The organism is Paraconexibacter sp. AEG42_29, assembly GCF_040581415.1.
Classification (GTDB): domain Bacteria; phylum Actinomycetota; class Thermoleophilia; order Solirubrobacterales; family Solirubrobacteraceae; genus Paraconexibacter.
In genome coordinates, this window is record NZ_CP114014.1 from 2,801,630 (window position 1) to 2,827,161 (window position 25,532).

A 25,532-nucleotide genomic window follows, 5' to 3' on the forward strand; every position below is an offset into this window, starting at 1 on the left:
GCGATCCGGGACCTCGCGTCCCAGCGCACGTCATACATGCACCAGCGCGCAAGGTCCCCGACGCTGTGACCCCGGCCGCACGGACCTGCCGCCGTCACCCGGTCGCGCGGGCTCCCCGCAGCCGGACGGCACGGCTGCGCAGCCGCGCGGCCAGGCCGAGCGACTGGGCAGGCGCACCGCCGCGGTAGAGCACCAGGTGCGAGCGGCCGCCGTGGAAGCGCCGGTAGCGGACGAGGCCGCGGGCCGTCGCGTGATCCAGCAGGTCGCGCACCGGCAGCTCGTGGTGCAGCGCGGTCTCCCCTGGCTCGGGCTCCAGCAGGTTGACCAGGACGAGGTCCGCGGCCGCCTCCATCGAGGCCAGCAGCGCGAACGGCTCCTCGACGTGCTCCAGGACGTCGAAGGCGTAGGCCAGGTCGTGCCCGTCCGGCAGCGACTCCCGGTCCAGGTCGACGATCCGCGCGGCGGCACCGGCCTCGCCGAGCGCGGCCAAGCGGGTGCGCAGGTAGGCGACGCTCGGGTTGTCGAAGTCGGCGAACGTCACCTGGTGGCCACCCCCGCGCATCAGCGCGAGGCCGTCGGCCCCGATGCCGCAGCCGACGTCCACCAGACGCCCGCCGGCCGGCAGCGCGGCGTCGATCCACTCGCGGTACGGGTCCTTCGTCCCGGTCATCGCGAACGCCGTCAGGTTGTAGAGGTAGCCGACCGATCGGCGGTACAGCGCCTGCTCGTCGCCGATGTCCGCGAGCTCGGTCTCGAGCTGTGCCTCGTAGTGGACGAGGCGCTCGTGGTCGTACGCGTCGCCGAGGTACGCACGCAGGTCGGCCGCTTCGCGGTCAGGGTCGATGGTCGAGCGCAGGAGAGCCACAGAGAAGGACGCCGGTGTCTAGGGTGTCAGGCCATATGGCGCTCGCATTGGAAGAGATCCGAGAGCGCGTCGGGGCACGGCCGCAGTGGTACCACACCCTGGAGCTCGCACCCGGCGTGGTGACCCCCGGCTGGTTCGACCTGCGCACCGTCGCACCCCAGGTGCTGCCGTCCTCCCTGGCCGGGAAGCGCTGCCTGGACGTCGGGACGTTCGACGGGTTCTGGGCGTTCGAGATGGAGCGTCGCGGCGCTGCTGAGGTGCTCGCCGTCGACATCGTCGACCCGCGTGCCTGGGACTGGCCGATCACCGCCGGCGACGAGCTCGTCAAGCTGCTCGAGGACCGCAAGCAGGGCGGTGCCGGATTCGACATCGCGTCCGACGCGTTCGGGTCCTCCGCGCAGTACCGCGAGTGCTCGGTGTACGACCTCGACGCGGCCGAGGTCGGGACGTTCGACTTCGTCTTCATGGGCAGCCTGCTGCTGCACCTGCGCGACCCGATCCGCGCGCTCGAGAAGCTGCGGTCGGTCTGCGCCCCGGGCGGGATCGTCTGCACGATGGACGCGATCGACCCGACGATGTCGCTCCTGTTCCCGCGGCGGGCGATGGCGACGTTCGACGGCGACGGACGGCCGTGGTGGTGGATGCCGAACATCGCCGCCTACGACAAGATGCTGCGGTCCGCGGGCCTGGCGCCGGTCACGAAGCCGACGCCGGTCCGCCTGCCCCGTGGCGGTGGACACCCCATCGTCAAGCCCTCCAAGGCCGTCCTCATGAACCGCGAGGGCCGTCGCCTGCTCGCCGCCACGCACCGCGGCGACCCGCAGGCCTGGGCCCACTCGAAGGTCGTCGGCGCATGAGCCCCCGCGTGCTCGACGCCCTCAAGCGGCGGCTCGGCGGCGGCAGCGGTGACCCGACCCCGGGCGCGGACGGTCCCTGGCGCCCGCCGCTCGTCCCGCTCAAGCTGAAGACCATCGACGAGGCGTTCGCGCTGCCCGCCGTCGAGTCCGTCGCCGACCTCGGCGGCGTCTGGGCGGTCGAGGCCGGCTACAGCTTCCACGCGCTCGAGAACCACGCCCCCGAGCGGGCCGTCCTCGTCGACGACGACATCACCGCCGGCGTCCGCGAGCGGGCGGCCGCGTTCCCGCAGTTCCAGCTGCTGGAGCAGAACTTCGGCCTCGAGCGGACCCCAGCCGACGTCGGGCCCATCGGCGTCGTGCTGCTGTTCGATGTCCTGCTGCACCAGGTGAACCCCGACTGGGACGAGATCCTGCGCCGCTACGCCCAGCACGCCCAGGCGTTCGCGATCGTGAACCCGATGTGGTCGCCCGCGGATCTGCCGCACGGCACCGGCGACACCGTCCGGCTGCTGGACCTCGGCGAGGAGCGCTACCGCCAGGCCGTCCCGCCGCAGGACAACATCGACGGGCTGTTCGACCGCCTGGACGAGGTCAACCCCAAGCGCGGGCGACCGTGGCGCGACGTCCACGACGTGTGGCAGTGGGGCATCACCGACGCGGACCTGCGCGCGAAGCTCGACGAGCTCGGGTTCGTCGTCGCGTTCGCCGAGCAGCACGGCCGCTGGCGCGGGCTCGCGGACTTCGAGGACTGCGCGTACGTCTTCCACCGCGCCTGAGCCGATGGCGCCGGCGGTCTCGGTCGTCATCCCGACCTACCGCCGTGCCCCCGTCCTGCGCCGGACACTCGATCACCTGCACCGTCAGGCGGACGGGCGCCTGGAGCTGATCGTCGTCGACGACGCCCAGGACGACGACACGGCGGCCGTCGCCGCCGCGGTCGACGCCGGGCACCGGCCGTTCCCGGTGCGCATCCTGCACCGCCACGCGCCGGGCGTGGCCGCCGCGCGCAACGCCGGCTGGCGCGCTGCGCAGGCCCCGATCGTGCTGTTCCTCGGCGACGACATCTTCGCGGACCCCGGGCTCGTCGACGCCCACCTGGCGGCCCACGCGCGCTGGACGGACCACGCAGTTGGCGTGCTCGGGAACGTGCGCTGGGCGGACGAGCTGCGCGTCACCCCGTTCATGCGCTTCCTCGAGGAGGGGGCGCAGTTCGACTACGCGCACATGCAGGCCGGCGACGCGGGCTGGGGCCGCCTCTACACGTCGAACGTCTCGTTCAAGCGCACGCTGCTGGAGAAGGTCGACGGGTTCGACGAGTCCTTCACCTTCGGCTACGAGGACCTCGAGATCGGCCTGCGGATGGCCGCCCACGGCCTGCGGCTGATGTACGAGCCGGGCATCGGCGCGCAGCACCTGCACCCCACGAGCATCCCGGCCTGGGAGCGGCGGATGGTCGCGGCCGCCCCGGCCGAGCGGGCGATGGTCGCCAAGCACCCGGACGTGCGGCCGTACTTCCACGATGCGCTGCGCGACTGGCGCGGCGTGGCGACGTCGGCCCGCGCCGCGCGGCTGGCGGACGTCGTCCCCGAGCGGGTGCCGGTCGTCGGCCCGCGTGTCCACGCCGCGGCCCGCGCGCACTGGAAGGCGACGCTGGCAAACGCGTTCTTCCGGGGCTGGGAGACGTCGTGAGCGGGTCCGACGAGGTCGACCTCACCGGCCCGCCCGAGCCGATCGAGCCCCACGGCACGCTCGAGGTCCCCGAGGACGTCGCTCCGGACCCGAACTCCGGCGGGCCCGACCTGCGCCGCCGTGCGGCCCGCGGAACGCTCATCAACGGCGTCTTCCTCATCTCGCTGACCGCGCTGGGCCTGATCCGCGGGTTCGTCCTGGCTCGCTTCCTCACCCAGGACGACTACGGCATCTGGGCGGTGCTCGTCACCTCGTTCGGGACGCTCGTCTTCCTGAAGGAGGTCGGCGTCAGCGACAAGTACATCCAGCAGGCGGACATGGACCAGGAACGCGCGTTCCAGCGGGCGTTCACGATCGAGCTGATCATGACCACCGCGGTCACGATCGTCATCGGGATCGCGATCCCGCTCGTCGCCTGGGCCTACGGCCGGTGGGAGATCGTCCCCGTCGGCTTCGTCGGCCTGCTTGCGATCCCGGCGCTCGCGCTCCAGGCGCCGCTGTGGATCTGGTACCGGCGGATGGACTACTTCAAGCAGCGGCTGCTGAGCTCCGCGGACCCGATCGTCGGCTTCATCGTCGCCGTCGGCCTGGCCGCAAGCGGGGCCGGCTACTGGGCGCTCGTCGGCGGGCTGCTGGCCGGTGCGTGGGCGACCTCGCTGCTGGCCGTCGTCACCTCGCCCTACAAGCTGCGCTGGGTCCTCGACGGCGCCGTCGTCCGCGAGTACGTGTCGTTCTCGCTCCCGATCCTGGCTGCGTCGATGGCCGGGCTGATCGTGGCGCAGGGGTCGATCATCGCCACGTCGGCGACCCTGGGCGTCGCCGGTGCCGGCGTCGTGGCGCTGGCGTCGACCGTCATCCAGTTCGCCGACCGGGTCGACGCCATCGTCAGCGGCACGCTCTACCCCGCGATCTGCCGCGTGGCGGACCGGACGGACGTGCTGTTCGAGTCGTTCGTGAAGTCCAACCGGCTCGCGCTGATGTGGGCGATGCCGTTCGGCGTCGGCCTCGCGCTGTTCGCGGAGGACCTCGTCCGCTTCGGGATCGGCGAGCGCTGGCGCGACGCGATCCCGCTCCTGCAGGCCTTCGGGCTGATCGCCGCGGTCAACCACCTCGGCTTCAACTGGAGCTCGTACTTCCGCGCGCGGGCCGACACCAAGCCGATCGCGGTCACGTCCGCCGTCTCGACGGTCGCGTTCGTGACGATCACGCTGCCGCTGCTGATCTTCGGCGGCCTGGAGGGCTTCGCGGTCGGGATGGCGGCGATGATGCTCGCCCAGCTGGTCTGCCGGACCTATTACCTCAAGCGTCTGTTCAGCGGCTTCAAGCTGCTGCCGCACGCCGTCCGCGCGGTCACCCCCGTCCTGCCCGGCGTGGCCGCCGTCCTGGCCGTCCGCGCGCTGTCGGACGGGCCGCGGACCGCGTGGATGGCCTTCGGGCAGCTGGCGCTGTTCGCCGCCGTCGTGCTCGTCGCGACGGTGATCGCCGAGCGCGCGCTGCTGCGCGAGGCCCTGGGCTACCTGCGACCCCGCCCGGCGGGCGCCGTCCCCGCTGCCTGAGAGCTAGGGTGCCCTGCGTGCTGCCCGACTCGCTCGCCCGGATCGACGCCCTGCCCGACGACCTTGTCGTCCTCGACGTCGGTGGCTGGGGGGCGCCGCTGCACCGCGCCGACCATGTGCTCGACGTGCGCCCGCACGCCACGCGCGGGGCGCTCGGCTACTCGTACGGGTCGGGGCCGGAGCGCTTCTCCGCCGACACGTGGCACATCGCCGACATCTGCGCCCGTGACCCGTGGCCCTTCGAGGACAAGCAGTTCGACTTCGCCACCTGCGTCCTCACCCTCGAGGACATCCGCGACCCGATCGGCGTCTGCCGCGAGCTCTCGCGGGTCGCGAAGGCCGGCTACGTCGAGGTCCCCACGATCGAGGCCGAGCTGATCTACAACGTCGAGTGGCAGGGGCCGTTCCTCGGCCACGAGCACCATCGCTGGCTGATCGACCGCGACCCGGAGCTCAAGCCCGGGGACTCCGGCCTCGTCTTCCGCCACAAGAGCCACATGCTGCACCAGGACTGGCGGGTGCGCGTCGTCCCGCGGTGGGTGGAGCAGATGAGCCTGGAGGACCACCTGCTGGGCGTCTTCTGGGAGGGCGAGATCGCAGCCCGCGAGGAGTTCGAGCTGCTGCCCGACCTCGACGCGCTGGCCGCGCGGGTCCGGGCGAAGTTCAACCCGTCGCCGAAGGAGCTCGCGCTGAAGGAGGCGCGCGTCAAGGCGGCGCACCTCGTGGCGCGCGGGGTGCGGCCGGTGCGGGCGAAGGTCGCCGGCGCGCTGGGCCGCCTCGACTCGCGCTGACGCCGGCGGTCTCCCTGCGACGCAGAGCACGACATGCGTGCTGTGCGTCGCACGGAGCGGTCACCCTGGCGCGGGCCGTGCCGCGACCGCCAGGTCGAGCCGTGCCGTCACCGCTGCTGCCCAGCCTGCCGCGTCGCCCGGCGGGTCGACGTGCACCGCCGCGGGGTCGACGCGGTCGCCCAGCGCCGTGAGGGCCGCGTCCCGGAGCGTGACGTCGCCGCAGGTCCAGGCCGTGACGGCCGCCGGGTCCCACCCCTCCTGCCGGGCGCGCAGGTCGACCTGCGGCCCGTAGACCGGCCAGTCGTCCAGGACGCACGCCAGCTCGGGCAGTCCCGTGGCGCCCGCGAGCGTCAGTGGAAGCCCGCCGAGCGCGACCCAGACGACCGCCTGGGGACGGAACGACTGCTCGATCTCCCCCAGCCGCAGCAGCGCGCGCCGGCTGATGCGCGACGCCTCCAGCCGAGCGGGACGGCGCCAGGACCCGTCCGCCGCGCGGAACCAGTGCAGGCTGCGATCGACTCCGTCCAGCTCGGGGCCGGAGTCGTCGGTGGTGAGGATGCTGACCGTGTCACCGCGGCCACGTAGCGCGGCGACGAGCGCCGGCCACAGGCGCGCGCCGACGTCCGTGGCCGCGTCGGCGCGGTAACGGTCGCCCACCGTGAGTATCCGCAGGCCGTCGCTCGTCACGGTCGCGAGCATAGGATGCAGCGCAACATGAGCGTCCCCCCCGAGATCTTCAAGGCCTACGACATCCGCGGGCTCTACGGCGACCAGATCGGGCCGGACACGGCCTACGCGATCGGCCGCGGGTTCGCCCGCGTCATCGCCGGGCTCGCCGGCAAGCCGGTCAGCGAGACGACGCTCGGCCTGGGCCGTGACATGCGCTTGACCGCGCCTGAGCTCGCCGGCGAGTACCGCCGCGGGATGACCGACGAGGGCGCGGACGTGGTCGACGGCGGCCAGGTCGGCACGGAGATGCTCTACCACCTGGTCGGCTCCCGCGGCCTGGACGGCGGGCTCATGTGCACCGCGTCCCACAACCCGAAGGCCTACACGGGCGCGAAGCTCGTCAAGCAGGGCGCGATCGCCCTCAGCGGCGACGAGGGCATCCAGGACATCCGGAAGCTCATCGAGGACGGGCTCGGCGACGTCGCCGCCACCCCCGGGTCCGTCACGGACGTCGACCTCTACGAGGAGTTCCAGGCGGCGGCCCTGAAGTTCATCGACCCGGCGAACGTCAAGCCGCTGAAGGTCGCGGTCGACGGCGGCAACGGCATGGCCGGGCCGATGGTCGGCCCGCTGCTGACCCAGCTCGGCCTGCAGCTCGACGAGACCTACTGGGTCCCGAACGGCGACTTCCCCGGCCACGAGCCCAACCCGCTGCTGCCCGAGAACCGCCAGTTCATCATCGACCTGGTGCGCGAGTCCGGCGCCGACCTGGGCATCGCGTGGGACGGCGACGCCGACCGCTGCTTCTTCATCGACGACACCGGCGAGTTCGTCGACGGCGACTTCCTCACGGCGATCCTCGCGCAGCACCTGCTGGCCAAGTCCCCCGGCGAGACGATCCTCTACGACGCCCGCGCCTCCCGCGTGGTCGCCGACCTCGTCACGGCGGCCGGCGGCACGCCCGAGGTCAACCGCGTCGGGCACGCGTTCTTCAAGACCCGTATGAAGCGCGAGGGCTCGCTCTTCGGCGGCGAGGTCTCCGGCCACTACTACTTCCGCGACTTCCACTGCGCCGACAGTGGCACGATCCCCGCGCTGCTGATCCTCGAGAAGCTGTCCAGCGAGGGCGCCAAGCTCTCAGAGCTGCTCGCACCGCTGCGCGCGAAGTACTTCATCTCGGGCGAGATCAACTCGACCGTCGCCGACGGCCCGGCCAAGATGGCCGAGATCGAGGCCTCCTACGGGTCGCTGCCGGGCGCCGTGGTCACCCACGTCGACGGCGTCTCGGTCGACTTCGAGGACTGGCACTTCAACGTACGCATGTCGAACACCGAGCCGCTGCTGCGCCTCTGCCTGGAGTCCCTGAACTCGCAGGCGGACATGGAGGCAAAGCGCGACGAGGTGCTCGGCGTCATCCGTGCCTGATCCCACGCGGGAGCGCGATATCGCGGCAGCGGCGGCCGCCGGCATCCACCTGATCGCGGTGCCGACGCCGTTCGCGGTCGGGCGGGTCAACTGCTATCTGATCGAGGACGACCCGCTCACGCTCGTCGACACGGGGCCGAACTCGGGCACCGCGCTCACGGTCTTGGAGGCCGGGCTGGCCGCCCACGGGCGCCGGGTCGAGGACCTCGAGCGGATCGTTCTCACCCACCAGCACATCGATCACATCGGCCTCGCGCAGATCCTGGCGGACCGGTCCGGCGCGGAGGTCTGCTGCCTGGACGCGCTCGTCCCGTGGCTCGCGACGTACGGCGAGCAGACGACGATCGACGACGCGTTCAGCAGCATGCTGATGCGCGCACACGGCATCCCGGACGACATGGTGCTGGCGCTGCGCAGCGTCTCGATGGCGTTCCGGGCGTGGGGCACGCGGGTCGACGCGACGGTGCCGCTGGTGCCGGGGACGACGTTGGACTTCGCCGCGCGGTCGCTGCGCGTCCTGCACCGGCCCGGTCACTCGCCGTCGGACACGATCTTCCACGACGAGGAGCGGTCGCTGCTGATCGCGGGTGACCACCTGATCGCGCACATCTCCTCCAACCCGCTGATCGCCCGTCCGCTCGCGAGCACGGCCCCCGGCGCGGTCGGCGACCGGCCGCAGGCGCTCGTCGCCTACCTGCGGTCGATGGCGCAGACCGCGGAGATGGACCTCTCGCTCGTCCTACCTGGTCACGGCGACCCGATCACCGACCACGTCTCGCTCGTGGCGTCGCGCGTCCGGTCCCACGACCGCCGGAAGCAGAAGATCGGCGGCCTGATCTCCCAGGGGCCGCGGACCGCGTATGAGCTGGCCACGGAGATGTGGGGCAACATCGCGGTCACGCAGGCCTACCTGACGCTGTCGGAGATCCTGGGCCACGTGGACCTGCTGCTGGCGGACGGCACGGTCGTCGAGGCGACCGACGCGGCGGGCGTCGTCCGTTACGGGCCGGCCTGACCGCGGGGACCGCGTGTCCTGACGCACGTCGTGCCTGCGCGGGGGCCACGGTCCCTCCCGCAGCGTCGGGCGGCGGCCGGCGAGCGCTCGCGCGGGCCGGGGCGGCCGAACGTGGCCGATGGGCTCGAGTCAGCGGCTCACGCGGGCGATGTTCGCGGCGTCGGCCGGGTCGGTCGACGGCGTCCCGGCGAACCACGCGTCCAGGATCTCCGCCAGGACGGCCGCGGACGTCGTGCGCAGGCTCAGTGCCAGGACGTTGGCGTCGTTCCACTCCCGTGCGCCGGCGGCCGTCGGCGCGTCCCCGCAGAGCGCCGCCCGGATCCCCGCGACCTTGTTCGCCGCGATAGACGCCCCCGTCCCCGTCCAGCAGCAGACGATCGCCTGATCGGCGCGTCCCTCGGCGACGTCCCGTGCCGCCGCCTGCGCACACCACGCCCAGTCGGGGCGGTCGCCCTCGCGCAGGGCGCCATGCGGGAGCAGCTCGTGGCCGCGAGCGGTGAGGAGGGCGAGCAGGACGTCGGCGACGCCCGTGCGCTCGTCGGCAGCGACAGCGATTCGCATCGGTGGAGCGTAGGCGCGTGGCGGTCCCGGCGCGCTGTCCGTCCGGCAACCGGGGTGGCGTCGCCGGCGCGGCGACTGCGCGGGCCCCCGGAGGTCGAACGTCGGTTTCCCCACGCCCAGACGCGGGGAAACCGACGTTCGGCCGCACCGCCTCCTCGCCCGCGATTCGAGCGTCGGTTTCCCCGCGCCCTCACGTGGGGAAACGGACGTTCGGCCCCGCAGGGGCGGTCGCCCGCCGACGCGCGTCACCCCGCCCGGTGGGCCAGGACGAACTGCGAGTTGCCGCGGCCGGTCCGGCGGGCGACCGGGTAGGCGATCCGGTGGACGACGTCGAAGCCCGCCCGCAGCGCCCGCCGCTTGCGGCCGTGGCCGATCCGCTGCGGCGAGAGGGACGTCGACTCGTAGAAGTCGTACGGCGTGGCGAAGGTCCGGACGGCGTCGACGTCGTAGTCGAGGGACTGCAGGAGCCGGCGCGCGGTCCGCGGAGAGAAGTCGTAGAGGTGCACCGGCAGCTCCGGGTACTCCCAGACACCGGTCCGCCGCGCGAACAGCCTGTAGGTCAGCCGCGGGTAGAGGCCGTCGACGTTCGGGAACGTCGCGGCGACGTGACCACCTGGCGCCAGCAGCCCGGCCGCGAGGCGCAGTTCGTGCCGCGGGTCGGGCAGGTGCTCGAGGACGTCCCAGAAGCTGATCAGGTCGAACCGCTCGCCGGCCAGCGACGGAAGGACCTCGTCCAGGGTGCCCGTCCGGACGTCGAGCCCCCGTTTACGCGCGCCGGCCGCCGTCGCCGCGCCCAGCTCCACGCCGATCCCCGTCATCCCGGCCTCGGCGGCGACCTCGAGCCACGCGCCGGACGACGCCCCCACGTCCAGGATCCGCAGACCCGGACGCAGGACGCCCGTCGCGCGCAGGTGGCCCAGCTTCTCGCGCGCCCGCTCGAGCGTCGTCCCCCGCAGGTCCCCCAGCAGCGCCTGGGCGAAGCCCGCGTCGTGGTAGTACGCCTGCTCGAGCAGCTCCGGACCGGGCGGCGGGTCCTGGAAGACGAGCGTGCAGGACGGGCAGCGGACGAGCGTGAAGCCGTCGCGCGCGTACAGCTCGCGGAACGGCGGGGCCTGCCCGCAGACGATGCACTCGCGCTCGGTCATCGGGGGAGCAGCCTAGTGACGTAAGGTCCGCTGCGATGGCCGCGCGATGAGGATCCTGACGATCGGGAACATGTACCCGCCCCAGCAGCTCGGGGGCGCCGAGCTCGTCTGGCAGTCGTGGGTCGAGCACGCCCGCGGGCTCGGGCACGACGTGCACGTCCTGACCAGCGACGTCGCGCTGCCCGGCGCCGTGCTCACCGAGGCGAGCGAGCGCGGAGTGGAGCGCTCGCTGCGCTGGTACTGGCGCGACCACGAGTTCCCGGTCCTGAGCGCGCGCGAACGGCTGGCCATGGAGCGGGCCAACGGCCGCACGCTGAAGCGCTCCCTGCGCGAGGTCGACCCGGACGTCGTCGTCTGGTGGGCGATGGCCGGCATGTCCTTCAGCCTGGTCGAGCGGGTGCGCCGGCGGGGGCTGCCGTCGGTCGCCGTCCTGGGCGACTACTGGCTGCAGTACGGGCCGGACGTGGACGGCTGGATGCGCGCCTTCAAGTCACGCCCGCGTCTGGGCCGCGTGGTCGACCGGGCGACGGGCCTGCCCACCCGCGTGCTCCTCGGCCGCGACATGAGCTACGTCTTCGTCAGTGAGACGGTCCGCGGCCGGGCGCGCGAGGCGTTCCCCGACCTGACGGACGATGAGGTCGCCCACCACGGGCCCGACCTCGACCTCTTCCGCTGGGCCGGCGAGCGGCCCCCCTGGCGCTGGCGACTGCTCTACCTCGGGCGGATCGACGAGCGCAAGGGCGTGGCCATCGCGATCCGTGCCCTCAAGGACCTTCCCGACGAGGCGACGCTCGATGTCGTCGGCTCGGGGGACGACGCCCATCTGGACGACCTGCGCGCGCTCGCGGCGGACCAGGGCCTGGCCGACCGCGTCCGCTTCGTCGCCCGCCGTCCCCGGACCGAGCTCCCTGCCGTGATGGCGGAGGCGGACGCCCTGATCTTCCCGGTGACCTGGGGCGAGCCGTGGGGTCTGGTCCCGAGCGAGGCGATGGCCGTCGGGCTGCCCGTGATCGGCAGCGGCCGCGGCGGCTCCGGCGAGTACATGCACCACGGCGTGAACAGCCTGCTCTTCGATCCCGACGCGGGCCCGTCGGACCTGGCGGCGCGCGTCCGCGAGCTGGCGGCGGACCCGTCCCTGCGGACCCGGCTGACCGCAGCAGCACGGCAGACGGTCACCGCGCTGGCGGAGGAGTCCTTCGACGATGCGGTGCAGCAGGCGGTCGAGCGGGTCGTCCGTCAGCGCGTCAAGTGACCGCTCAGAGGCGCCGGCCGCGGTCCCGCGCCGCCCCACCGACGGTCTGACGTCCGGTTTTGGTCGTCAGGACGACCAGAACTGGACGTCAGACGGATGGGGACGGCGCGAGCGGCAACCGCGGAGGGTTCGGCTGAGGGTCACTCGGCGGTCGTGGTCGGGGACGCCGCGACGGTGACGGGCGCATGCCGGAGCGACCGCAGGCCGGCCGCGTGACGGGCCGCATGCGCCAGCGCGCGATCCCGCCGCCAGCCTGCCGGCGCACGCCGCGCCTGCCCCCGCGCGCTCGCCCACCCCGCCAGCGCCAGCACCGCCGTACGGCGCCGTCCGTACCGCGACCGCATCCACGCGTAGGTCGCCGCCTGCTTGCGGTCCTCGCGGGCGCCGTCGTCCGCCCAGGCCTGCTCGGCGGCTGCGCTGACCGCGTGCGTCACCCGCGCACCGGGCTCGTACCGGGTCCGCCATCCGGCGCGCGCCAGGCGCCAGGCGATGTCCACGTCCTCGGCGTACAGCCACTGCGCGGCGTCGAAGCCGCCGATCGCGTCGAACGGGCCCCGGCGGACCAGCAGCAGCGCCCCGTGCGCCCAGTCGACGTCGGCGCTCCGGTCCGGGTCCCAGGCGCCCTCGAGCACGCGTCCCGCCGGCAGGACCCGCGCGGCGCCCGGCAGGTGCAGCGCCGCGAGCGTTCGCAGCGACGGAAACGGGTGGACGTGGTGCTGGGTGCTGCCGTCCGGGAGCAGCAGCCGCGGGGCGACGACGGCGACGCCCGGGTCCGTGTCGCCGGTCGCCACCAGGCGGGCCAGCGCCCCGGGGTGGACGGCGACGTCGGCGTTCGCCGGGACCAGCCAGCGCGGAGCCGGCCCGGGAGCGTCCTGGGCGGCCCCCAGGTTGATTGCAGGCCCGTACCCAAGGTTCGCCCCCGCGCGGACGAGGCGGACCCACGGATGCCGCTCGGCGACCAGTTCCGCCGAGCCGTCGGCCGAGTCGTTGTCGACCACCGTGACGTCGGCCAGGCCACTCTCGTGATCGGCGCGGAGCGCCTGCAGGCACGTGTCCAGCAGCGCCGCGGTGTTCCACGACACGACGACGACGGACACGGCGGCGGACGGCACGCGGGATAGGGTATGCGTGCCGCCGATGACGCATGCCTCCGCCCCACCCTCGCGCCCGCGTCGCGCGCTCGAGATCTGGTGTGACGCCTTCCCGTCGGTCTCGGAGACCTTCGTCCTGGCCGAGGCGCAGCACCTGGCCGCGCTCGGGCATCCCGTCCGGATCGGCGCCGGATCGCGCGGGGACGGCCCCGACACCTCCGGCCTGCCGGTGAGCGTCCAGTGGGAGGAGACGACGTCCGCGCGCCTGGCGGCCCTGGCGCGGATCGTCGTCCGGCACCCGGTCCGCTGCGCCGCCGACCTGCTCGCGCGCCGCCGCTGGCGCCGCGAGGAGAGCGTCCCGCCGCTGCGCACGCTCGCCCCTGCGATCGTGCGGCTGCAGCGCTCGGGTGCGCTCGTCCACGCGCACTTCGCCACCGCGCCTGCCCTGCGTGCCCTGCGCGCCGGACGCATCCTCGGCCGGCCGTGGACCCTGACCGCGCACGCCTACGACATCTACCGCACCCCGGCCAACCTGCCGGAGAAGCTGCGGGCGGCTGCCTTCGTCACCTCCGGCTGCGACTACACGGTGCGCGACCTGCAGGCGCTGGCCGGTCCCGACCACGCGCCCGGCGTGCACCGCATCGTCATGGGCGTCGACCCGGAGCGCTTCCGGCGGACGCAGCCGCTCCCGGGCGGCCGGCGGATCGTCGCGGTCGGCCGCCTGGTGCCCAAGAAGGGCTTCGCGCTCCTGCTCGATGCCCTGGCGCATCCGGCGCTGGACGCCGCGGAGCTCGTGCTCGTCGGCGACGGGCCGCTCGACGCCGACCTGCGGGCGCGCGCGGCACGGCTGGGCATCGCCGGCCGGGTCAGCTTCGCCGGAGCAGTCGGGGTCGACGGGGTCCGCGACGCGCTCGAGCGCGCCGACGTCCTCGCGATGCCGTGCGTGATCGCCCCCGACGGGGACCGCGACTCGATGCCGGTCGTCGTGAAGGAGGCCATGGCGATGGAGGTGCCCGTCGTCGTCAGCGATGCCGTGGGCCTGCCTGAGCTGGTCCGTCCGCGGTTCGGCGGGGTGGTGCCGGCCGGTGATGCGAGCGCGCTGGCTGCCGCCCTGGTGGCGGTCCTCGCGGCCGACGCGGACGGCCGGGCCGCGATGGGACGCGCCGCCCGGGAGCATGTCAGTGCGTTCGCGAACGTCGCAACGGAGACCGGACGGCTCAGCGATCTGCTCGGGAGCGTCCGCCCCCTGAGCGATGCTGTAGCCGCCACGCCAACATCCTCACCGCCGACCGACTAGATTTGATCGCTTCGATGGACGGTTCTCCGCAGGCAGCCGTGACGCCCGAAGGGGTGCGCGACGGCGATCCAGCCGTGCTCGCAGCGCTCGTGGCGCGGCGGGGCCCTGCCGTGCTCGCTTTCTGCGACGCCGTCTGCGAGCCCGATGTCCTTTCGCACGCGATCGCCGAGGCGTTCGCGCGCTTCCGTGCACTGGTCGCGACCGTCTCCGACCTCGGGGACTCCGACCCGGACGCGTTCCTGCTCGGCGCGACCCGGCATGCCGCCGCGTCCATGGCCCGCGTCCCGAACGACAGCCGCGGCGTCTTCCGCGTGCTCGGTCGCGGTGCCAGCCCCGAGACCTACGCCGCGGTCCCCGGCCTGCTCGCGGCGCGGGCGGACTCGATGCTCGGGGCGGACGACCTCGAGCGCCTGTCCCGCCTGCTGGAGAAGTCGGCCGCGGCCCGCGAGGTCGAGGCGGCGTTCCGCCGGGCCGAGCGCGGCTACCGCAGCCCGCCGGCACGGCCGATCGGCCCCGAGCGCACGGCACACGTCATCGCGGCGATGCAGGCCGCGGCACCGATCGCCGAGCCGTTCGCAACGCAGCTCGCCGAGCAGGCTCCCGCGGCTCTCCCGGACCCGGAGTCCTCTTCCGCAGGGCACGCCGCCGCTCCCGGCGCGTCGTCGGCCGGTCCGGACACCGGCGCGGCCGACCGCGACGACGGCGAGCCCGCGAGCGACGCCCGCGTCCCGTCGTCGCTCACGCCGGCCGACGCCCCGGACGCGGGCGCCACGGCGCTGCACCCGGTCGTGCCGGCGTCGCCCGAGCCGGAGCCCGAGCAGGACCTGCACGAGCCCTACGAGGACGAGGACGAGTACGACGACGCCCTCGCCGACGACGAGCCCGGGCTCCCAGAGGACGACGCGCCCCTGGACGAGGACCGCCACGCGGTGATCGTCCCGCCCGGCGACCCCGTCCTGGCGGAGCTCGAGGCGGGCGGCGTGCCCGTCGAGTCGCCGACGCGCGTGTACCGCGCCCGCCGCGGCCTGCCGCGGGTCAGCCTCCCGAGCGGGGGCGGCCGCAGCATCCCGCGCCGGGCCGAGGAGGTCGCCACCGCGGACGCCGGTGCCGCAGCCGACCACGGACCGGTGTATCGCCTGCTGCTGCCGGCCGTCGCCATCCTGATCGCGGTGCTCGTGATGCTCGCCATCGCCGGGGTCTTCGGCGGCGGGGATCCTGCCCCCGCCATGGTCCTGAAGCCCGCGATCGCCACGCAGCTGCCACCGGACGACACAGCTCCGACTCCGCCGCCGCGGACGACGACGACGACCACGACCACCACCCCCACCCCGGCGACCAAGAAGAAGTCGCAGCGCCCGTCCACGACGACCGAGCAGCCGCCGCCGGCGACGTCGACCACGGTCGCCCGGACGAACGGCGACGACGCCGCTCCGTCCCCGTCCGCCGCCCTACCCACTGGCCCCGCGTCCGCCACCCGCAGCGTGGGAACGCCGGCCGCGCGGACGGCGACACCGCCGGCCGCCCCCACCGTCGCCCGGCCGCCGACCAGCAGCACGGTCGACGACGACTACCGGCCGTACGACCCGAGCCGCCAGCCCGCCTACGGTCCCTGACAGGGCCGGCTAGCGGCCGGCCCGCGCCCGGACGCGGTCCAGGAACGCGGCGTGGAGCCGGTCGTCCCCCGTGATCTCAGGGTGGAACGACACCGCCACGACGTCGCCCTGACGCACCGCGACCACGTGGCCGTCGACCGCGGCCAGGACCTCGACGTCAGGACCGTGCTCGGCGACCCACGGCGCGCGGATGAAGACCGCGCGCATCGGCCCGGACTCGTCGGTGATGCCGGCGAGGTCCAGGTCGGCCTCGAAGCTGCGGATCTGGCGACCGAACGCATTGCGCTCCGCTGTGACGTCCAGCACCCCCAGGTGGGTCCGGTCGAGCATGATCAGCCCGGCGCATGTCCCGAGCAGCGGCACGTCTGACGCAGCGAGGTCCTGCAGCGGACGCTCCAGCCCCTCCCGGGCGATGCCGAGGGTCATGGTCGTCGACTCCCCGCCCGGGATCACCAGGCCCTGCAGTCCCTCCAGGTCGGCGGGGACCCGCACCTCCCGGACGCCGGCGCCGAGGGCGCGGAGCATCCGGGTGTGGGCCCCGAAATCGCCCTGCAGGGCGAGAACGCCGACCAGCGGGCCTGCCACTACCAGCCGCGGCCGGCGAACGTGGCTCCGCTCTCGAGCTTGCGCGCCTCGAGGGACTGCATCGCCGCGCCGAGGCCGGTGCTGGCCTCCGCCACCCGCAGCGCGTCACCGAAGTGCGTCGTCGCCTCGACGATCGCGCGGGCGCGGACCTCGGGGTCGTCGCTCTTGAAGATGCCGGACCCGACGAAGACCGTCTGCGCCCCGAGCTGCATCATCAGCGATGCGTCGGCCGGGGTGGCGATGCCGCCCGCGCTGAACAGCGGGACGGGCAGCGCGCCGAGCTCGGCGGTCAGGCGGATCAGCTCGAGCGGAGCCTGGTGGTGCTTGGCGGCGGTCGCGAGCTCACCGCCGTCAAGGCCGCGGAGCGCGCGGATGTCGGAGTTGATCGAGCGCATGTGGCGGACGGCCTCCACGATGTCGCCGGTGCCGGCCTCGCCCTTGGAGCGGATCAGGGCCGCGCCCTCGCCGATCCGGCGCAGCGCTTCACCGAGGTTGGTCGCGCCGCAGACGAACGGGACCTCGAAGGCCCACTTGTCGATGTGGTTGGCCTCGTCGGCCGGCGTGAGGACCTCGGACTCGTCGATGTAGTCGACCTCGAGCGCCTGCAGGACCTGCGCCTCGGCGAAGTGGCCGATGCGCGCCTTGGCCATCACGGGGATGGTCACGGCCTCCTGGATGCCCTTGATCATGGCCGGGTCGCTCATCCGCGCGACGCCGCCGTCGCGGCGGATGTCGGACGGCACGCGCTCCAGCGCCATGACCGCCACGGCGCCGGCATCCTCAGCGATCTTGGCCTGTGCGGCGTCGACGACGTCCATGATGACGCCGCCCTTCAGCATCTCGGCGAGACCGGTCTTGACCCGGGCGGTGGCTTCGTCGCGCATGCCGAAAGTGTACCGGGGCGGTCGGGATTCCCGGCGCCCGGTCCGTCCAAACCGCGCCCGCGGGGCTCGCCGGAACGGCCGAACCTCGACGCCCGCCCGGCACCCTGGCAACCTTGTGCCCATGCGGGTTCCGGGAGTGGTCATGACGGTGTGCGCGACGCTCCTCGCGCTCGTGCTCGGGGCGACCGTCGAACCGTCACCGGCCTATGCTGCCGCACGCACGCCCGCTGCGAGTGTCCTCGACGTGGCGCCCGGCGGGAGGGGCAAGGCCTGCACCCCGCGCCGCCCGTGCAGCCTGAAGACCGCGCAGCGCGCCGTCCGCGGGCGGACGGCGACGATGCGCCGCAGCCTCACCATCCGCCTCGCCGACGGGACCTACCACCTGAGGTCCCCGATCACGCTCGGACGCCGGGACTCGGGGCGACGCGGTCACCGCGTGCGCTGGACGGCGGCCCGAGGGGCCACCCCCGTCCTCAGCGGCGGCCGCGTGCTCGACCGGCTGACGCCCGGCGCCGGCGGCGTCTGGTCGGCGGGCTTCCCGGCCGGCGTCCCCCTCCCTCGGCAGCTGTACCTGGGCGATCGCCGCCTCGTGCGCGCAGGCGGCAAACCACCGACGATCATGAACCGCACCCTCGCCGGCTACGAGGATCCTGCCGGCGGGATGCGCGGCTGGAAGCACCCGGAGCTGATGGAGCTCGTGTTCCGGGGCGCGAACGGCGCCTGGTCGGAGCCGCGCTGCGGCATCGCGGGCATCGACGGCGTCCGCATCACCCTCGATCAGCCGTGCTTCGCGAACCTCGCGCCCGCGACCCGCCCGGCCGGTGCCGGGCTGTCGACCGGGCTGATCCCGCCGCCCTCGCGCGTGGAGAACGCGCTTGAGCTGCTCGACGCGCCCGGTGAGTTCTACGTCGACACGGACGAGCGCCGCGTCCATGTGATCCCGCCGATTGGTGCGGTCCCGACCCGCGAGACGCTGATCGCCCCGGTCCTCGAGACGCTCGTCACCGGGGACGGCACCCCTCGCGCCCCCGTCCACGACATCGACTTCCGCGGCATCACGTTCGCGCACAGCTCCTGGCGCAAGCCCGACGGGCCGGACGGCTTCGTCGAGGTGCAGGCGAACACCACCCTGAACGGGCCCGGCGCGGCGCAGAGCCAGGGTTACTGCGCGACCATCACCCCGGCCGGCCGCTGCCCGTTCGGAGGATGGGACGTCACCCCCGCCGCGGTCGTGTTCACCGCGCCCCAGCGGGTCCGGTTCGTCGGCAACCGGTTCGTCCACCTGGGTGCGGCCGGGCTCTGGCTGCGCCGCGGCGCAGCCGGGAACCTTGTCGCCGGCAACGAGCTGACCGACATCTCCGGGAGCGCCGTCCAGCTCGGCGACACGGCCGACCCGCTGCCGTCCGCGGAGGACGGCGCCGCAGGGATCTCACGGGACAACAGCATCGAGGACAACTGGGTCCACGACGTCGGCACGGAGTTCCGCGGTGCCGTCGGCATCTGGGTCGCATACGCGCGCGGGACCCGGATCGCCAACAACCAGCTCGACCACCTGCCGTACTCGGCCATCAGCGTCGGCTGGGGCGGATGGCGGACGAACGCACAGAATCCCGGCGCGATGCCGAGCGTCCTCTCGGACACGCGCATCGAGCGCAACCTCGTCTTCGCCTACATGCAGGTCCTGCAGCCTGATGGCGGCGCCATCTATCTCAACGGCGCCCAGGGCACCTCGCGCGACGGCGGCACCGTCGTCGCCGACAACCTCGTCTTCGACGGCGTCGGCCTGAACGCGTACTACCTCGATGCAGGGGCGGCGTACGTCCGGCTGACGGGCAACGCCGCGTACCGCAACACGCAGAACGCCGTGGGCGGATGCGCGCCGGTCGGCCACTTCCACCTGCGTGGCAACTTCTTCGCGCAGCCGTCGAAGGCATGGGTATGTGCCCCGGCGCCCGTCGACGTCGACGAGGCCGGCACCACCGCGATCGCGGACCGTCCGGGCCCCACTGGCCTGCCGCGCGCCCTGCTGGCGGGTGCCGGGCTTCGCGGCGGGACCCGGGCGCTGCTCACCGCCCATCGACCGTCGGTGCGGCTGACCAGCCCCGCCTTCCTGCCCCGCGGCGCGCAGCTGCTGGTGCAGGGTGCGGGCTTCGACCGTGCGACCACTGCTTCCGTGGACGGGGTGGCCGCCCGCGACGTGGAGGTGCTGTCGGCGAATGCGCTCCTGGTGCGGATCCCGCCCGGCGCGAGCCTCGGGACCCGCGTGGTGACCATCACGAGCGCGAAGGGCGCGAGCCCCTACGCGGACGGCGCCACGTTCCGGGTCAACGGCTGAGCCGCCCGGAACGGGCTACTTCAGGCGGAAGGCCTTGATGCGCTCCTGGTACTGGTTGGCGTCGCGGGCGTACACGCCGTAGGCGAGCGCCTGGATGATCGACAGCAGCGCCGTGTGGGACCGGACGTAGGCCGGGCTGTTGGACGAGTAGTACAGGCGGATTGACGCGAGCTTCGCGACTTCCGACAGCGTCGCGTCCGTGATGGCCACGGTGCGCGCCTTGCGGTGGCGGGCGAGCTTCATCGCGCGGACCACGAGCGGGTGCGGGCGGCCGGCGCTCAGGCCGATCACCAGCGTCTGCTCGTCGATTCGGCCGAGGCGGCTGAGCGCCTCCTGCGACGGCGACGCGACGATCTCGGCCCGCAGGTCGAGCAGCATCAGCAGGTGGCGCAGGTAGCTGGCGAAGAACGCCATCTGGTCGGTGCCGACGATCAGGACGCGCTCGGCCGAGGTGATCGCGTCGATCGTGGCCTGCACGTCGCTGCGCGACACCTTCCGCGCCGTCTCCTCGACGTTCACGTGGTCGGAGGCGATCGCCGTCTCGAACTCGTTCTGGTCGAGGCTGAACAGCGGCTCGACGACAGCGCCGCGAGCACCCTCGGGCGCCGTGTAACGGCGCCGGTACTCCTGGCGGGCGGAGTCCTGCAGCTCCGGGAAGCCTTCGAAGCCGAGGGCCTGCGAGAAGCGCACGACCGTCGAGCTCGAGGTGTTCGCCCGGCGGGCCAGCTCCTCCGCGGTCTGGAAGGCGACCTCGTCCAGGTGGTCGACGATGTACTGCGCGACATCCTTCTGAGAGCGCGAGAACTCGTCGAAGCGGGCCTGGATGTAGGCCGAAAGGGTCTGGTGGCCGTGCGCCTCGTGGGGCGCGGCCTGGGCGGTGATTGCGGTCCTCTTCATGGGCGAACCCGATGTTCGACGCCGCATGCACGCGTTCCTTCAACGCGGCCGACCGATGTGCGCTAGCGGCCCCGCCCGGGCCGCTTGGACGGGACCGGCTCGGCGGCGTCAGGCGAGGTCGTCGTACGCGCGCGACCGCGAGCCGCCGTCGGCCTCGCCGTACTGCGAGTCGTCCGGCTGGCGCTCCTCGATCCAGTGCTCGGCGTGGCTCGTGATGCGCGCGGTCCCCGCGTCATCGCCGTGGCTGGCGTGCTCGATCAGCTCCGCCTCCGCCATCTCGAAGCCCTCCGACTCCCCACCCCCCGCTTCGAGCACCGGGACCATCGCGGGATCCTTCGGATCGTCGAATCGCATCGTCCGAGCGTAACCGACCCTGTCAAGCGCCTGGCGGGGTTCATGCGGTCCCAGGTACGACAGCGGCCGGCACGCCCCTCTCGGGCGACGCCGGCCGCGTCCTACCGGATGTCCGCGGGGACTACCGCTGGATCTTGTTGTCCGCGAGGACGTAGGAGATCTCGCAGCTGCGGATCTTGCGCTTCTCGTTCTGGTTCAGGCGGATCTTGTCCCGCCCGGAGCCGCAGTCGACCGTGGCCGTCGGACCCTGCACCGCGACGTTGACGATGTCGTTGCCGCTGCCTGCGGTCACCCGGTCGGCGCCGAAGCCCGCGTTCAGGATGTCCGCACCCGTGCCACCGACCATGCGGTCCGCGCCCGAGCCGCCGTTGACCTTGTCGTTGCCGGCGCCGCCGTCCATGTTGTCCTTGCCCAGGCCGCCGGTCATGGTGTCGTTGCCGAGGCCGCCGAGCAGGCGGTCGTCGCCGATGCCGCCGTTGAACGTGTCGTTGCCGTTGTTGCCCTCCATGCAGTCGTTGGCGCGACCGCCGTCGAGCGAGTCGTTGCCGCCGAGGCCGAGGATCCGGTCAGCGGTGTTGGTGCCGGTGATCCGGTCCGCCTTGTTCGTGCCGACGACGGCGTACTTCGGTCCGGAGCTCGTCACGAGGCAGGGCTGGCGACCGTACTTCTTGATCGCCTCGGCGAGGCCGATGACCGTGCCGCCGCTGGGGCCCTGGAACGGGCGACCGACCACGATGATGCCGCTGCCGCCGACGACCGCCGGGATGATGCAGAAGCCGCTCATGGAGTCGTAGTTGGAGCCGGTCGGGCAGATCTTGCCGGTGAGGCCCGGGATCTGGCCGTTGGGGTCGCAAGTGGAGGCGTCGCCCGTCACCTTGCTCTCAGCGATCACGATGTCGGCGAGCGGGGCGCTCGTGCCGTCGCCGCGCAGCACCTTGATGTGCGCCGCCCGGACGAACAGCGAGCCGTTCTCGCGCACCTGCTCGTTGAACTTCACGTCGACGAGGACGCCGAGCGGCTGCAGCACCTGCTGCAGGCCGCCGAGCAGGCCGTTGAGGGAGATCGGGACGCCGCCGAGGGTGAGGTCGGCCATCGAGCTGGTGCCCTCGAGCTTGGCCTGACCGTTCTCGCAGACGCCGGTCGCCGTCGAGTTCGCGGCGCCGACGCCGATCAGGACCGTGGTCCCGCCGAGCGGCAGCTTGAGGTTCTCGACGCGGGAGACCGAGGTGACCTTCTGATCGATGGCCTGTCCGAGCTCGGGCTCGATCGTGGTCTTCGCGCTTGCGGTCTGCGCCCCCACGACGCTGTCCGGGATGCCGAGCGGCGTGGCGAGGCTGTCGGCGCCGGCCTCTTCACTGGCGCACTGCGCGCGGTCGGCGCTCTTGTTGCCCGAAGTGCTCGAGTTGCCGTTGGCGACGAGCGGCTCGACGCGGTTGTTCCCGGCGATGGATGCGTACAGCGCGGAGGCGCGGCAGTTCCAGACGGGCGCCGACGTGAACGCAGAAGCGCTCGCCGGGATGATGGCGAGCAGCGTGCCGCAGAGCAGCACCAGCCCCATCGCGTTGCGACGCGCAGTGGCGCCTGACTTGAAAACGGTACGCACGAAGGTGTCCCCCTTGGGATATGGCAGGTAGCGGCGCGGTGCGGCCCCTGCACCGCGCTGAAAGAAACGAATCCGGCCCGTCACCGGACCGCTGATGGCAGCAAGCATACGCGGGAGTCTCCCGCCGGACGAAGCCGCGCAAGGGGAATGCCATAAATGTGCCAACTTGAAACCTGACACCGAAAACCCGCTTTTCATCGGGGATCTCAACGCACAACTGGACGTTTAGGATCCCGGGACACCGTCGTCCAGGCCGATATCTCCGTGTCCGCGTCATGCTGCGGGGGTGAACGGCATGCGCCTGCAGGAGGTCGTCGACTGGTCGCTTGCCGGCATGGCGGGAGCAGACGAGCCGCCGGAGATCGTGCTCACGGTGGACGTCGCCGCCGATCCCGAACTGGGCCGCGTGCTGGCCGACGCGGCAACCGCGGGCGGCCGCGGCTTCGCGGGCTCCTGGCGGGCGGGAACGAAGGACGACACCCCGATTGTGAGCTTCCTGCTGCTGGAGGACACCGACGACGGGCTCGAGCGTGCCTGGTGGACCGAGCGCCTGGAAGTGCGGATGCTCACCGCCGCCACCACCGTCCCCCACACCGTGCGGCTCGTCCCCGTCGACGGCGGCGGCAATGGTCTGCTCGTCGAGGTCGACCATGCGTCCGCTCGGGTCACCGAGCTGCTGGCGACCCTGCCGCGCACCTGATCCCGTCCTGCCGACGCCGGGCGACGATCAGGCGGTGATGCGCACCGGGGTGCCGAGCGGCAGCATCTTCGCGAGCTTCCGGATGACCTTGTTGTCAACGCGGATGCAGCCGTGGCTCACGTCCGTCCCGATCGCGGACGGCGCGTCGGTGCCGTGGATCCCGATCTGCCCGTCGCCCCCGGCGAACTCCGTGAGGACGGTCGAGAAGGCCGAGAGCCCGAAGGCATACGGCCCGTAGAAGGGATCCGTCGATTTGACGAGGTCGGCGAGGAAGTAGGTGCCCCGAGGCGTCGGCGACACGGCGCGGCCGACGCCGATCGGCTTGCTCATCACGAGGAAACGGCCGCGCTTGACGAGGATCCGGTGGCGCTTCAGCTGGATCGTCACGCGGAAGTTGGTCGCCGAGATGCGCACGGAGCTACGGCGGATCCAGGCGGCGGCACCGTTCGGCCGGGACGGGAGGCGGACCCGGAGCCACCCCGGCCTGCGGTGGCTGTCGGTCACGGTCATCACGAGCGGGTGGCGCTTGGTGCCGAGCGTCCGCCGGTTCAGGATCCCGATCAGCCGCATGCGCTTGGTGCCGGCGCGCGGCGTCTTGTAGATCCGCAGCTTGCTGTGCCGGGCGGTGGCGATCAGCGTGGTGTACCGCGTCCGGTTCGGCTGGCGGATCGCGTCGGCCGAGAACCGTTCCGGCGGCGTGACGTTGACGTCGCTGCGCAGCTGCGGCTGCGAGGACCCGTCTCCGAAGACCGCCGGCGCCACGAACAGGCCGACCGCGGCGGCCGCGAGGACCGTCGCGACGCCACGGGCGACCGAGACCGCGGAGAGGGAGCGAAGCCAGGACATCGTCGTCCGGCCCGGGCCGCGGCCGGCGAGCGGGGTGCAGCCCGCTACGCCGGCGCGGTCCGGGGCTGGGTCAGCCGGTCACGCTCGGCGCGCCGGTGGTGCCGGGCGAGGCCGAGGCGCTCGCCAGCGCCGGGATGAACCCGGTGCCCTTGACGGCCGCCAGGATCGTGTTCATGTCGGCGCCGGACTGGAAGTCCTCCGGGGCGGGATCCTGCTTGAGGATGTTCGCGACCCAGGCGGCGTGCCGGGCCTCGACGCTCAGGATCGACGCGGCGGAGCTGAGGACGTCCTTGCTCTTGATCGCGCCCGCCTGCCCGAGGTACGCCTGCACGCCCGCGTCCTCGAGCGTCTTGGCGGTGGCCAGGAACGTGGCCTCGTCCCCGGTCGAGCCCTTGAAGTCGAACGTCGGCTTCTTGGTCGCGGAGGACCCCAGGACCTTCTCGAGGGCCGTGACGTGCGCGTCCTCGTGCTCGCCGGTGACGCGCGCGAACCGCGCGGCCTGGCCGCTCAGGGCGCCGCCGCTGTTGGCGGACTGGTAGAACGCCGCTTCGAGGTACTCGAGGGTCAGCGCGTAGTTGAGGATCGCGACGTCGCCAGAGGACTGCGCGATCGCGAAGCCCGGTGCGACGGCGCCGATGACGGTCGCGCCGCCGACGAGGGCGGCGACCTTGCCGAAGAAGGCGGCACGGGTGTGGGCGTCGACGTGCGACGCGGCTTCGGCGATGGCGCCGTCACGATCGAGCTCGGCGAACGTGGGGAACATGTCGGTCATGGTCATGTCCTTTCTTGGCTACTGGATGAACCCGGTCGCCTTCACGGCGGCCAGGATCTCGGACATGGGCTTGCCGGCGTCGAAGCCGTCGGGGGCGGGGACGGGGGACTGACCCCGGCCCTGGATGTCGCGGATCCAGGCGGCGTGACGCGACTCGATCGGCAGGATCGATCCGGCGGCCATCAGGATCGCGGCGGTCTTGATCTTCGTGACCTGGCCGAGGTACGCGGCGACGCCGGTGTCCTCGAGGGTCTGCGCGGTCTTCGCGAACGTCCCGGAGTCGTCGGTCGTGCCCTTGAAGTCGAACGTCGGCTTCTTGATGGCCTTGCTGCCGAGCGCCTTCTCGAGCGCGGCGACGTGGGCGTTCTCGTGACCCGAGACGACCTGCGCGAAGTTCGCGAGGCTCCCGGTCAGGGCGCCGCCGGCGACGGCCTCCTCGTAGAACGCGGCCTCGAGGTACTCGAGCGTGAGCGCGTAGTTGAGGATCTTGATGTCACTGGCGGGGATGCCGCCCTGCCCGATGGACAGCGCGACCGGCAGCGCGCCGATGGCGAGTCCGCCGCCGACGAGGATGCCCGTGCGCTTCAGCGCATGCTTGCGGGTCGACACGCTCTCGGCCGCGAGCTCGGACGTCTCGAGCAGCGCGCCGTCCTTGTCGAACTCGTCGAGCACCGATGTTCCTTCGTCACGTATGGCCATGACGTCTTCCTCCCGTTGGTTGGCTCAGCAA

General features: G+C 72.9%; 25 protein-coding genes. 12 read left to right on the forward strand and 13 right to left on the reverse strand.

Annotated elements, in window-relative coordinates:
* Positions 1-94: 94 nt before the first annotated feature.
* Positions 95-865 (reverse strand): methyltransferase, encoded by a 771-nt coding sequence (locus DSM112329_RS13510; protein ID WP_354702347.1) that lies wholly within the window; start codon positions 863-865, stop codon positions 95-97.
* 35 nt (positions 866-900) lie between these two features.
* Between DSM112329_RS13510 and DSM112329_RS13515 the strand changes: the two genes are divergently transcribed.
* Genes DSM112329_RS13515 through DSM112329_RS13535 form a run of 5 tightly spaced genes read left to right on the forward strand, consistent with a single transcriptional unit; the run spans position 901 to position 5,758 of the window.
* On the forward strand, positions 901-1,722 hold the full coding sequence (locus DSM112329_RS13515) for a class I SAM-dependent methyltransferase (protein WP_354702348.1): 822 nt from the start codon (positions 901-903) through the stop codon (positions 1,720-1,722).
* Positions 1,719-2,498, forward strand: coding sequence for a hypothetical protein (locus DSM112329_RS13520; protein ID WP_354702349.1), 780 nt, complete (start codon positions 1,719-1,721; stop codon positions 2,496-2,498). The genes DSM112329_RS13515 and DSM112329_RS13520 overlap by 4 nt, the downstream gene beginning before the upstream one ends.
* A gap of 4 nt (positions 2,499-2,502) precedes the next feature.
* Positions 2,503-3,411 carry a glycosyltransferase gene (locus DSM112329_RS13525; protein WP_354702350.1) on the forward strand — a complete coding sequence of 303 codons (909 nt, stop codon included), beginning with the start codon at positions 2,503-2,505 and terminating at the stop codon, positions 3,409-3,411.
* Positions 3,408-4,967, forward strand: coding sequence for an oligosaccharide flippase family protein (locus tag DSM112329_RS13530; protein ID WP_354702351.1), 1,560 nt, complete (start codon positions 3,408-3,410; stop codon positions 4,965-4,967). The genes DSM112329_RS13525 and DSM112329_RS13530 overlap by 4 nt, the downstream gene beginning before the upstream one ends.
* A gap of 17 nt (positions 4,968-4,984) precedes the next feature.
* Entirely contained in the window at positions 4,985-5,758 is a 774-nt protein-coding gene (locus DSM112329_RS13535; protein WP_354702352.1) for a methyltransferase domain-containing protein, read from the forward strand.
* Positions 5,759-5,818: 60 nt separating this feature from the next.
* Here DSM112329_RS13535 and DSM112329_RS13540 read toward each other — a convergent pair whose 3' ends face one another.
* On the reverse strand, positions 5,819-6,445 hold the full coding sequence (locus tag DSM112329_RS13540; RefSeq protein ID WP_354702353.1) for a hypothetical protein: 627 nt from the start codon (positions 6,443-6,445) through the stop codon (positions 5,819-5,821).
* Between the two features lie 27 nt (positions 6,446-6,472).
* Between DSM112329_RS13540 and DSM112329_RS13545 the strand changes: the two genes are divergently transcribed.
* Together DSM112329_RS13545 and DSM112329_RS13550 are read left to right on the forward strand one after the other, a co-directional pair.
* Complete coding sequence (locus DSM112329_RS13545) at positions 6,473-7,852, forward strand: phosphomannomutase/phosphoglucomutase (RefSeq protein ID WP_354702354.1); 1,380 nt, start codon at positions 6,473-6,475, stop codon at positions 7,850-7,852.
* Positions 7,845-8,867: an MBL fold metallo-hydrolase gene (locus DSM112329_RS13550; RefSeq protein ID WP_354702355.1), complete on the forward strand. Its 1,023-nt coding sequence runs from the start codon at positions 7,845-7,847 to the stop codon at positions 8,865-8,867. Before DSM112329_RS13545 ends, DSM112329_RS13550 begins: the two co-directional genes overlap by 8 nt.
* A gap of 129 nt (positions 8,868-8,996) precedes the next feature.
* Here the strand turns inward: DSM112329_RS13550 and DSM112329_RS13555 are convergent, their stop codons facing one another.
* Positions 8,997-9,428, reverse strand: a complete 432-nt coding sequence (locus DSM112329_RS13555) for an RpiB/LacA/LacB family sugar-phosphate isomerase (RefSeq protein ID WP_354702356.1) — start codon at positions 9,426-9,428, stop codon at positions 8,997-8,999.
* A gap of 245 nt (positions 9,429-9,673) precedes the next feature.
* Positions 9,674-10,573 (reverse strand): class I SAM-dependent methyltransferase, encoded by a 900-nt coding sequence (locus tag DSM112329_RS13560; protein WP_354702357.1) that lies wholly within the window; start codon positions 10,571-10,573, stop codon positions 9,674-9,676.
* Between the two features lie 46 nt (positions 10,574-10,619).
* On the opposite strand from DSM112329_RS13560, the gene DSM112329_RS13565 reads away from it, so the two are divergent.
* A complete protein-coding gene (locus DSM112329_RS13565; protein WP_354702358.1) occupies positions 10,620-11,825 on the forward strand; it encodes a glycosyltransferase in 1,206 nt (401 codons plus the stop codon).
* A gap of 140 nt (positions 11,826-11,965) precedes the next feature.
* On the opposite strand, the gene DSM112329_RS13570 is transcribed toward DSM112329_RS13565, so the two are convergent.
* A complete protein-coding gene (locus tag DSM112329_RS13570; protein WP_354702359.1) occupies positions 11,966-12,937 on the reverse strand; it encodes a glycosyltransferase family 2 protein in 972 nt (323 codons plus the stop codon).
* A gap of 25 nt (positions 12,938-12,962) precedes the next feature.
* Between DSM112329_RS13570 and DSM112329_RS13575 the strand changes: the two genes are divergently transcribed.
* Positions 12,963-14,213, forward strand: coding sequence for a glycosyltransferase (locus tag DSM112329_RS13575; RefSeq protein WP_354702360.1), 1,251 nt, complete (start codon positions 12,963-12,965; stop codon positions 14,211-14,213).
* Positions 14,214-14,227: 14 nt separating this feature from the next.
* Positions 14,228-15,826 carry a hypothetical protein gene (locus DSM112329_RS13580; protein WP_354702361.1) on the forward strand — a complete coding sequence of 533 codons (1,599 nt, stop codon included), beginning with the start codon at positions 14,228-14,230 and terminating at the stop codon, positions 15,824-15,826.
* Positions 15,827-15,835: 9 nt separating this feature from the next.
* Here DSM112329_RS13580 and pdxT read toward each other — a convergent pair whose 3' ends face one another.
* Positions 15,836-16,411 (reverse strand): pyridoxal 5'-phosphate synthase glutaminase subunit PdxT, encoded by a 576-nt coding sequence (gene pdxT / locus DSM112329_RS13585; protein WP_354702362.1) that lies wholly within the window; start codon positions 16,409-16,411, stop codon positions 15,836-15,838.
* Positions 16,411-17,295, reverse strand: coding sequence for a pyridoxal 5'-phosphate synthase lyase subunit PdxS (gene pdxS / locus DSM112329_RS13590; protein WP_354702363.1), 885 nt, complete (start codon positions 17,293-17,295; stop codon positions 16,411-16,413). The genes pdxT and pdxS overlap by 1 nt, the downstream gene beginning before the upstream one ends.
* A gap of 121 nt (positions 17,296-17,416) precedes the next feature.
* Between pdxS and DSM112329_RS13595 the strand changes: the two genes are divergently transcribed.
* Positions 17,417-19,630 (forward strand): right-handed parallel beta-helix repeat-containing protein, encoded by a 2,214-nt coding sequence (locus DSM112329_RS13595; RefSeq protein ID WP_354702364.1) that lies wholly within the window; start codon positions 17,417-17,419, stop codon positions 19,628-19,630.
* A 15-nt stretch (positions 19,631-19,645) separates the two neighbouring features.
* On the opposite strand, the gene DSM112329_RS13600 is transcribed toward DSM112329_RS13595, so the two are convergent.
* The 3 genes from DSM112329_RS13600 to DSM112329_RS13610 form a co-directional block, all read right to left on the reverse strand.
* Complete coding sequence (locus DSM112329_RS13600; protein ID WP_354702365.1) at positions 19,646-20,527, reverse strand: MurR/RpiR family transcriptional regulator; 882 nt, start codon at positions 20,525-20,527, stop codon at positions 19,646-19,648.
* A 108-nt stretch (positions 20,528-20,635) separates the two neighbouring features.
* Positions 20,636-20,881 carry a hypothetical protein gene (locus tag DSM112329_RS13605; RefSeq protein WP_354702366.1) on the reverse strand — a complete coding sequence of 82 codons (246 nt, stop codon included), beginning with the start codon at positions 20,879-20,881 and terminating at the stop codon, positions 20,636-20,638.
* A 121-nt stretch (positions 20,882-21,002) separates the two neighbouring features.
* Positions 21,003-22,484, reverse strand: coding sequence for a calcium-binding protein (locus tag DSM112329_RS13610; RefSeq protein WP_354702367.1), 1,482 nt, complete (start codon positions 22,482-22,484; stop codon positions 21,003-21,005).
* 286 nt (positions 22,485-22,770) lie between these two features.
* Between DSM112329_RS13610 and DSM112329_RS13615 the strand changes: the two genes are divergently transcribed.
* Positions 22,771-23,184, forward strand: a complete 414-nt coding sequence (locus DSM112329_RS13615) for a hypothetical protein (protein ID WP_354702368.1) — start codon at positions 22,771-22,773, stop codon at positions 23,182-23,184.
* A 27-nt stretch (positions 23,185-23,211) separates the two neighbouring features.
* Here DSM112329_RS13615 and DSM112329_RS13620 read toward each other — a convergent pair whose 3' ends face one another.
* From DSM112329_RS13620 to DSM112329_RS13630, 3 genes are all read right to left on the reverse strand, one after another.
* Positions 23,212-24,030, reverse strand: a complete 819-nt coding sequence (locus DSM112329_RS13620; protein ID WP_354702369.1) for a L,D-transpeptidase — start codon at positions 24,028-24,030, stop codon at positions 23,212-23,214.
* A 70-nt stretch (positions 24,031-24,100) separates the two neighbouring features.
* On the reverse strand, positions 24,101-24,808 hold the full coding sequence (locus tag DSM112329_RS13625) for a ferritin-like domain-containing protein (RefSeq protein WP_354702370.1): 708 nt from the start codon (positions 24,806-24,808) through the stop codon (positions 24,101-24,103).
* 12 nt (positions 24,809-24,820) lie between these two features.
* Positions 24,821-25,501, reverse strand: coding sequence for a ferritin-like domain-containing protein (locus DSM112329_RS13630; protein ID WP_354702371.1), 681 nt, complete (start codon positions 25,499-25,501; stop codon positions 24,821-24,823).
* Positions 25,502-25,532 lie beyond the last annotated feature (31 nt).

Excerpts from the sequence above, each read along its gene's own strand:
- DSM112329_RS13515 (WP_354702348.1), top strand. The coding sequence starts at position 901 with ATGGCGCTCGCATTGGAAGAGATCCGAGAGCGCGTCGGGGCACGGCCG.
- DSM112329_RS13520 (WP_354702349.1), top strand. The coding sequence starts at position 1,719 with ATGAGCCCCCGCGTGCTCGACGCCCTCAAGCGGCGGCTCGGCGGCGGC.
- DSM112329_RS13525 (WP_354702350.1), top strand. The coding sequence starts at position 2,503 with ATGGCGCCGGCGGTCTCGGTCGTCATCCCGACCTACCGCCGTGCCCCC.
- DSM112329_RS13545 (WP_354702354.1), top strand. The coding sequence starts at position 6,473 with ATGAGCGTCCCCCCCGAGATCTTCAAGGCCTACGACATCCGCGGGCTC.
- DSM112329_RS13555 (WP_354702356.1), bottom strand. The coding sequence starts at position 9,428 with ATGCGAATCGCTGTCGCTGCCGACGAGCGCACGGGCGTCGCCGACGTC.
- DSM112329_RS13560 (WP_354702357.1), bottom strand. The coding sequence starts at position 10,573 with ATGACCGAGCGCGAGTGCATCGTCTGCGGGCAGGCCCCGCCGTTCCGC.
- DSM112329_RS13565 (WP_354702358.1), top strand. The coding sequence starts at position 10,620 with ATGAGGATCCTGACGATCGGGAACATGTACCCGCCCCAGCAGCTCGGG.
- DSM112329_RS13575 (WP_354702360.1), top strand. The coding sequence starts at position 12,963 with ATGACGCATGCCTCCGCCCCACCCTCGCGCCCGCGTCGCGCGCTCGAG.
- DSM112329_RS13580 (WP_354702361.1), top strand. The coding sequence starts at position 14,228 with ATGGACGGTTCTCCGCAGGCAGCCGTGACGCCCGAAGGGGTGCGCGAC.
- pdxS (WP_354702363.1), bottom strand. The coding sequence starts at position 17,295 with ATGCGCGACGAAGCCACCGCCCGGGTCAAGACCGGTCTCGCCGAGATG.
- DSM112329_RS13595 (WP_354702364.1), top strand. The coding sequence starts at position 17,417 with ATGCGGGTTCCGGGAGTGGTCATGACGGTGTGCGCGACGCTCCTCGCG.
- DSM112329_RS13600 (WP_354702365.1), bottom strand. The coding sequence starts at position 20,527 with ATGAAGAGGACCGCAATCACCGCCCAGGCCGCGCCCCACGAGGCGCAC.
- DSM112329_RS13605 (WP_354702366.1), bottom strand. The coding sequence starts at position 20,881 with ATGCGATTCGACGATCCGAAGGATCCCGCGATGGTCCCGGTGCTCGAA.
- DSM112329_RS13620 (WP_354702369.1), bottom strand. The coding sequence starts at position 24,030 with ATGTCCTGGCTTCGCTCCCTCTCCGCGGTCTCGGTCGCCCGTGGCGTC.
- DSM112329_RS13625 (WP_354702370.1), bottom strand. The coding sequence starts at position 24,808 with ATGACCATGACCGACATGTTCCCCACGTTCGCCGAGCTCGATCGTGAC.
- DSM112329_RS13630 (WP_354702371.1), bottom strand. The coding sequence starts at position 25,501 with ATGGCCATACGTGACGAAGGAACATCGGTGCTCGACGAGTTCGACAAG.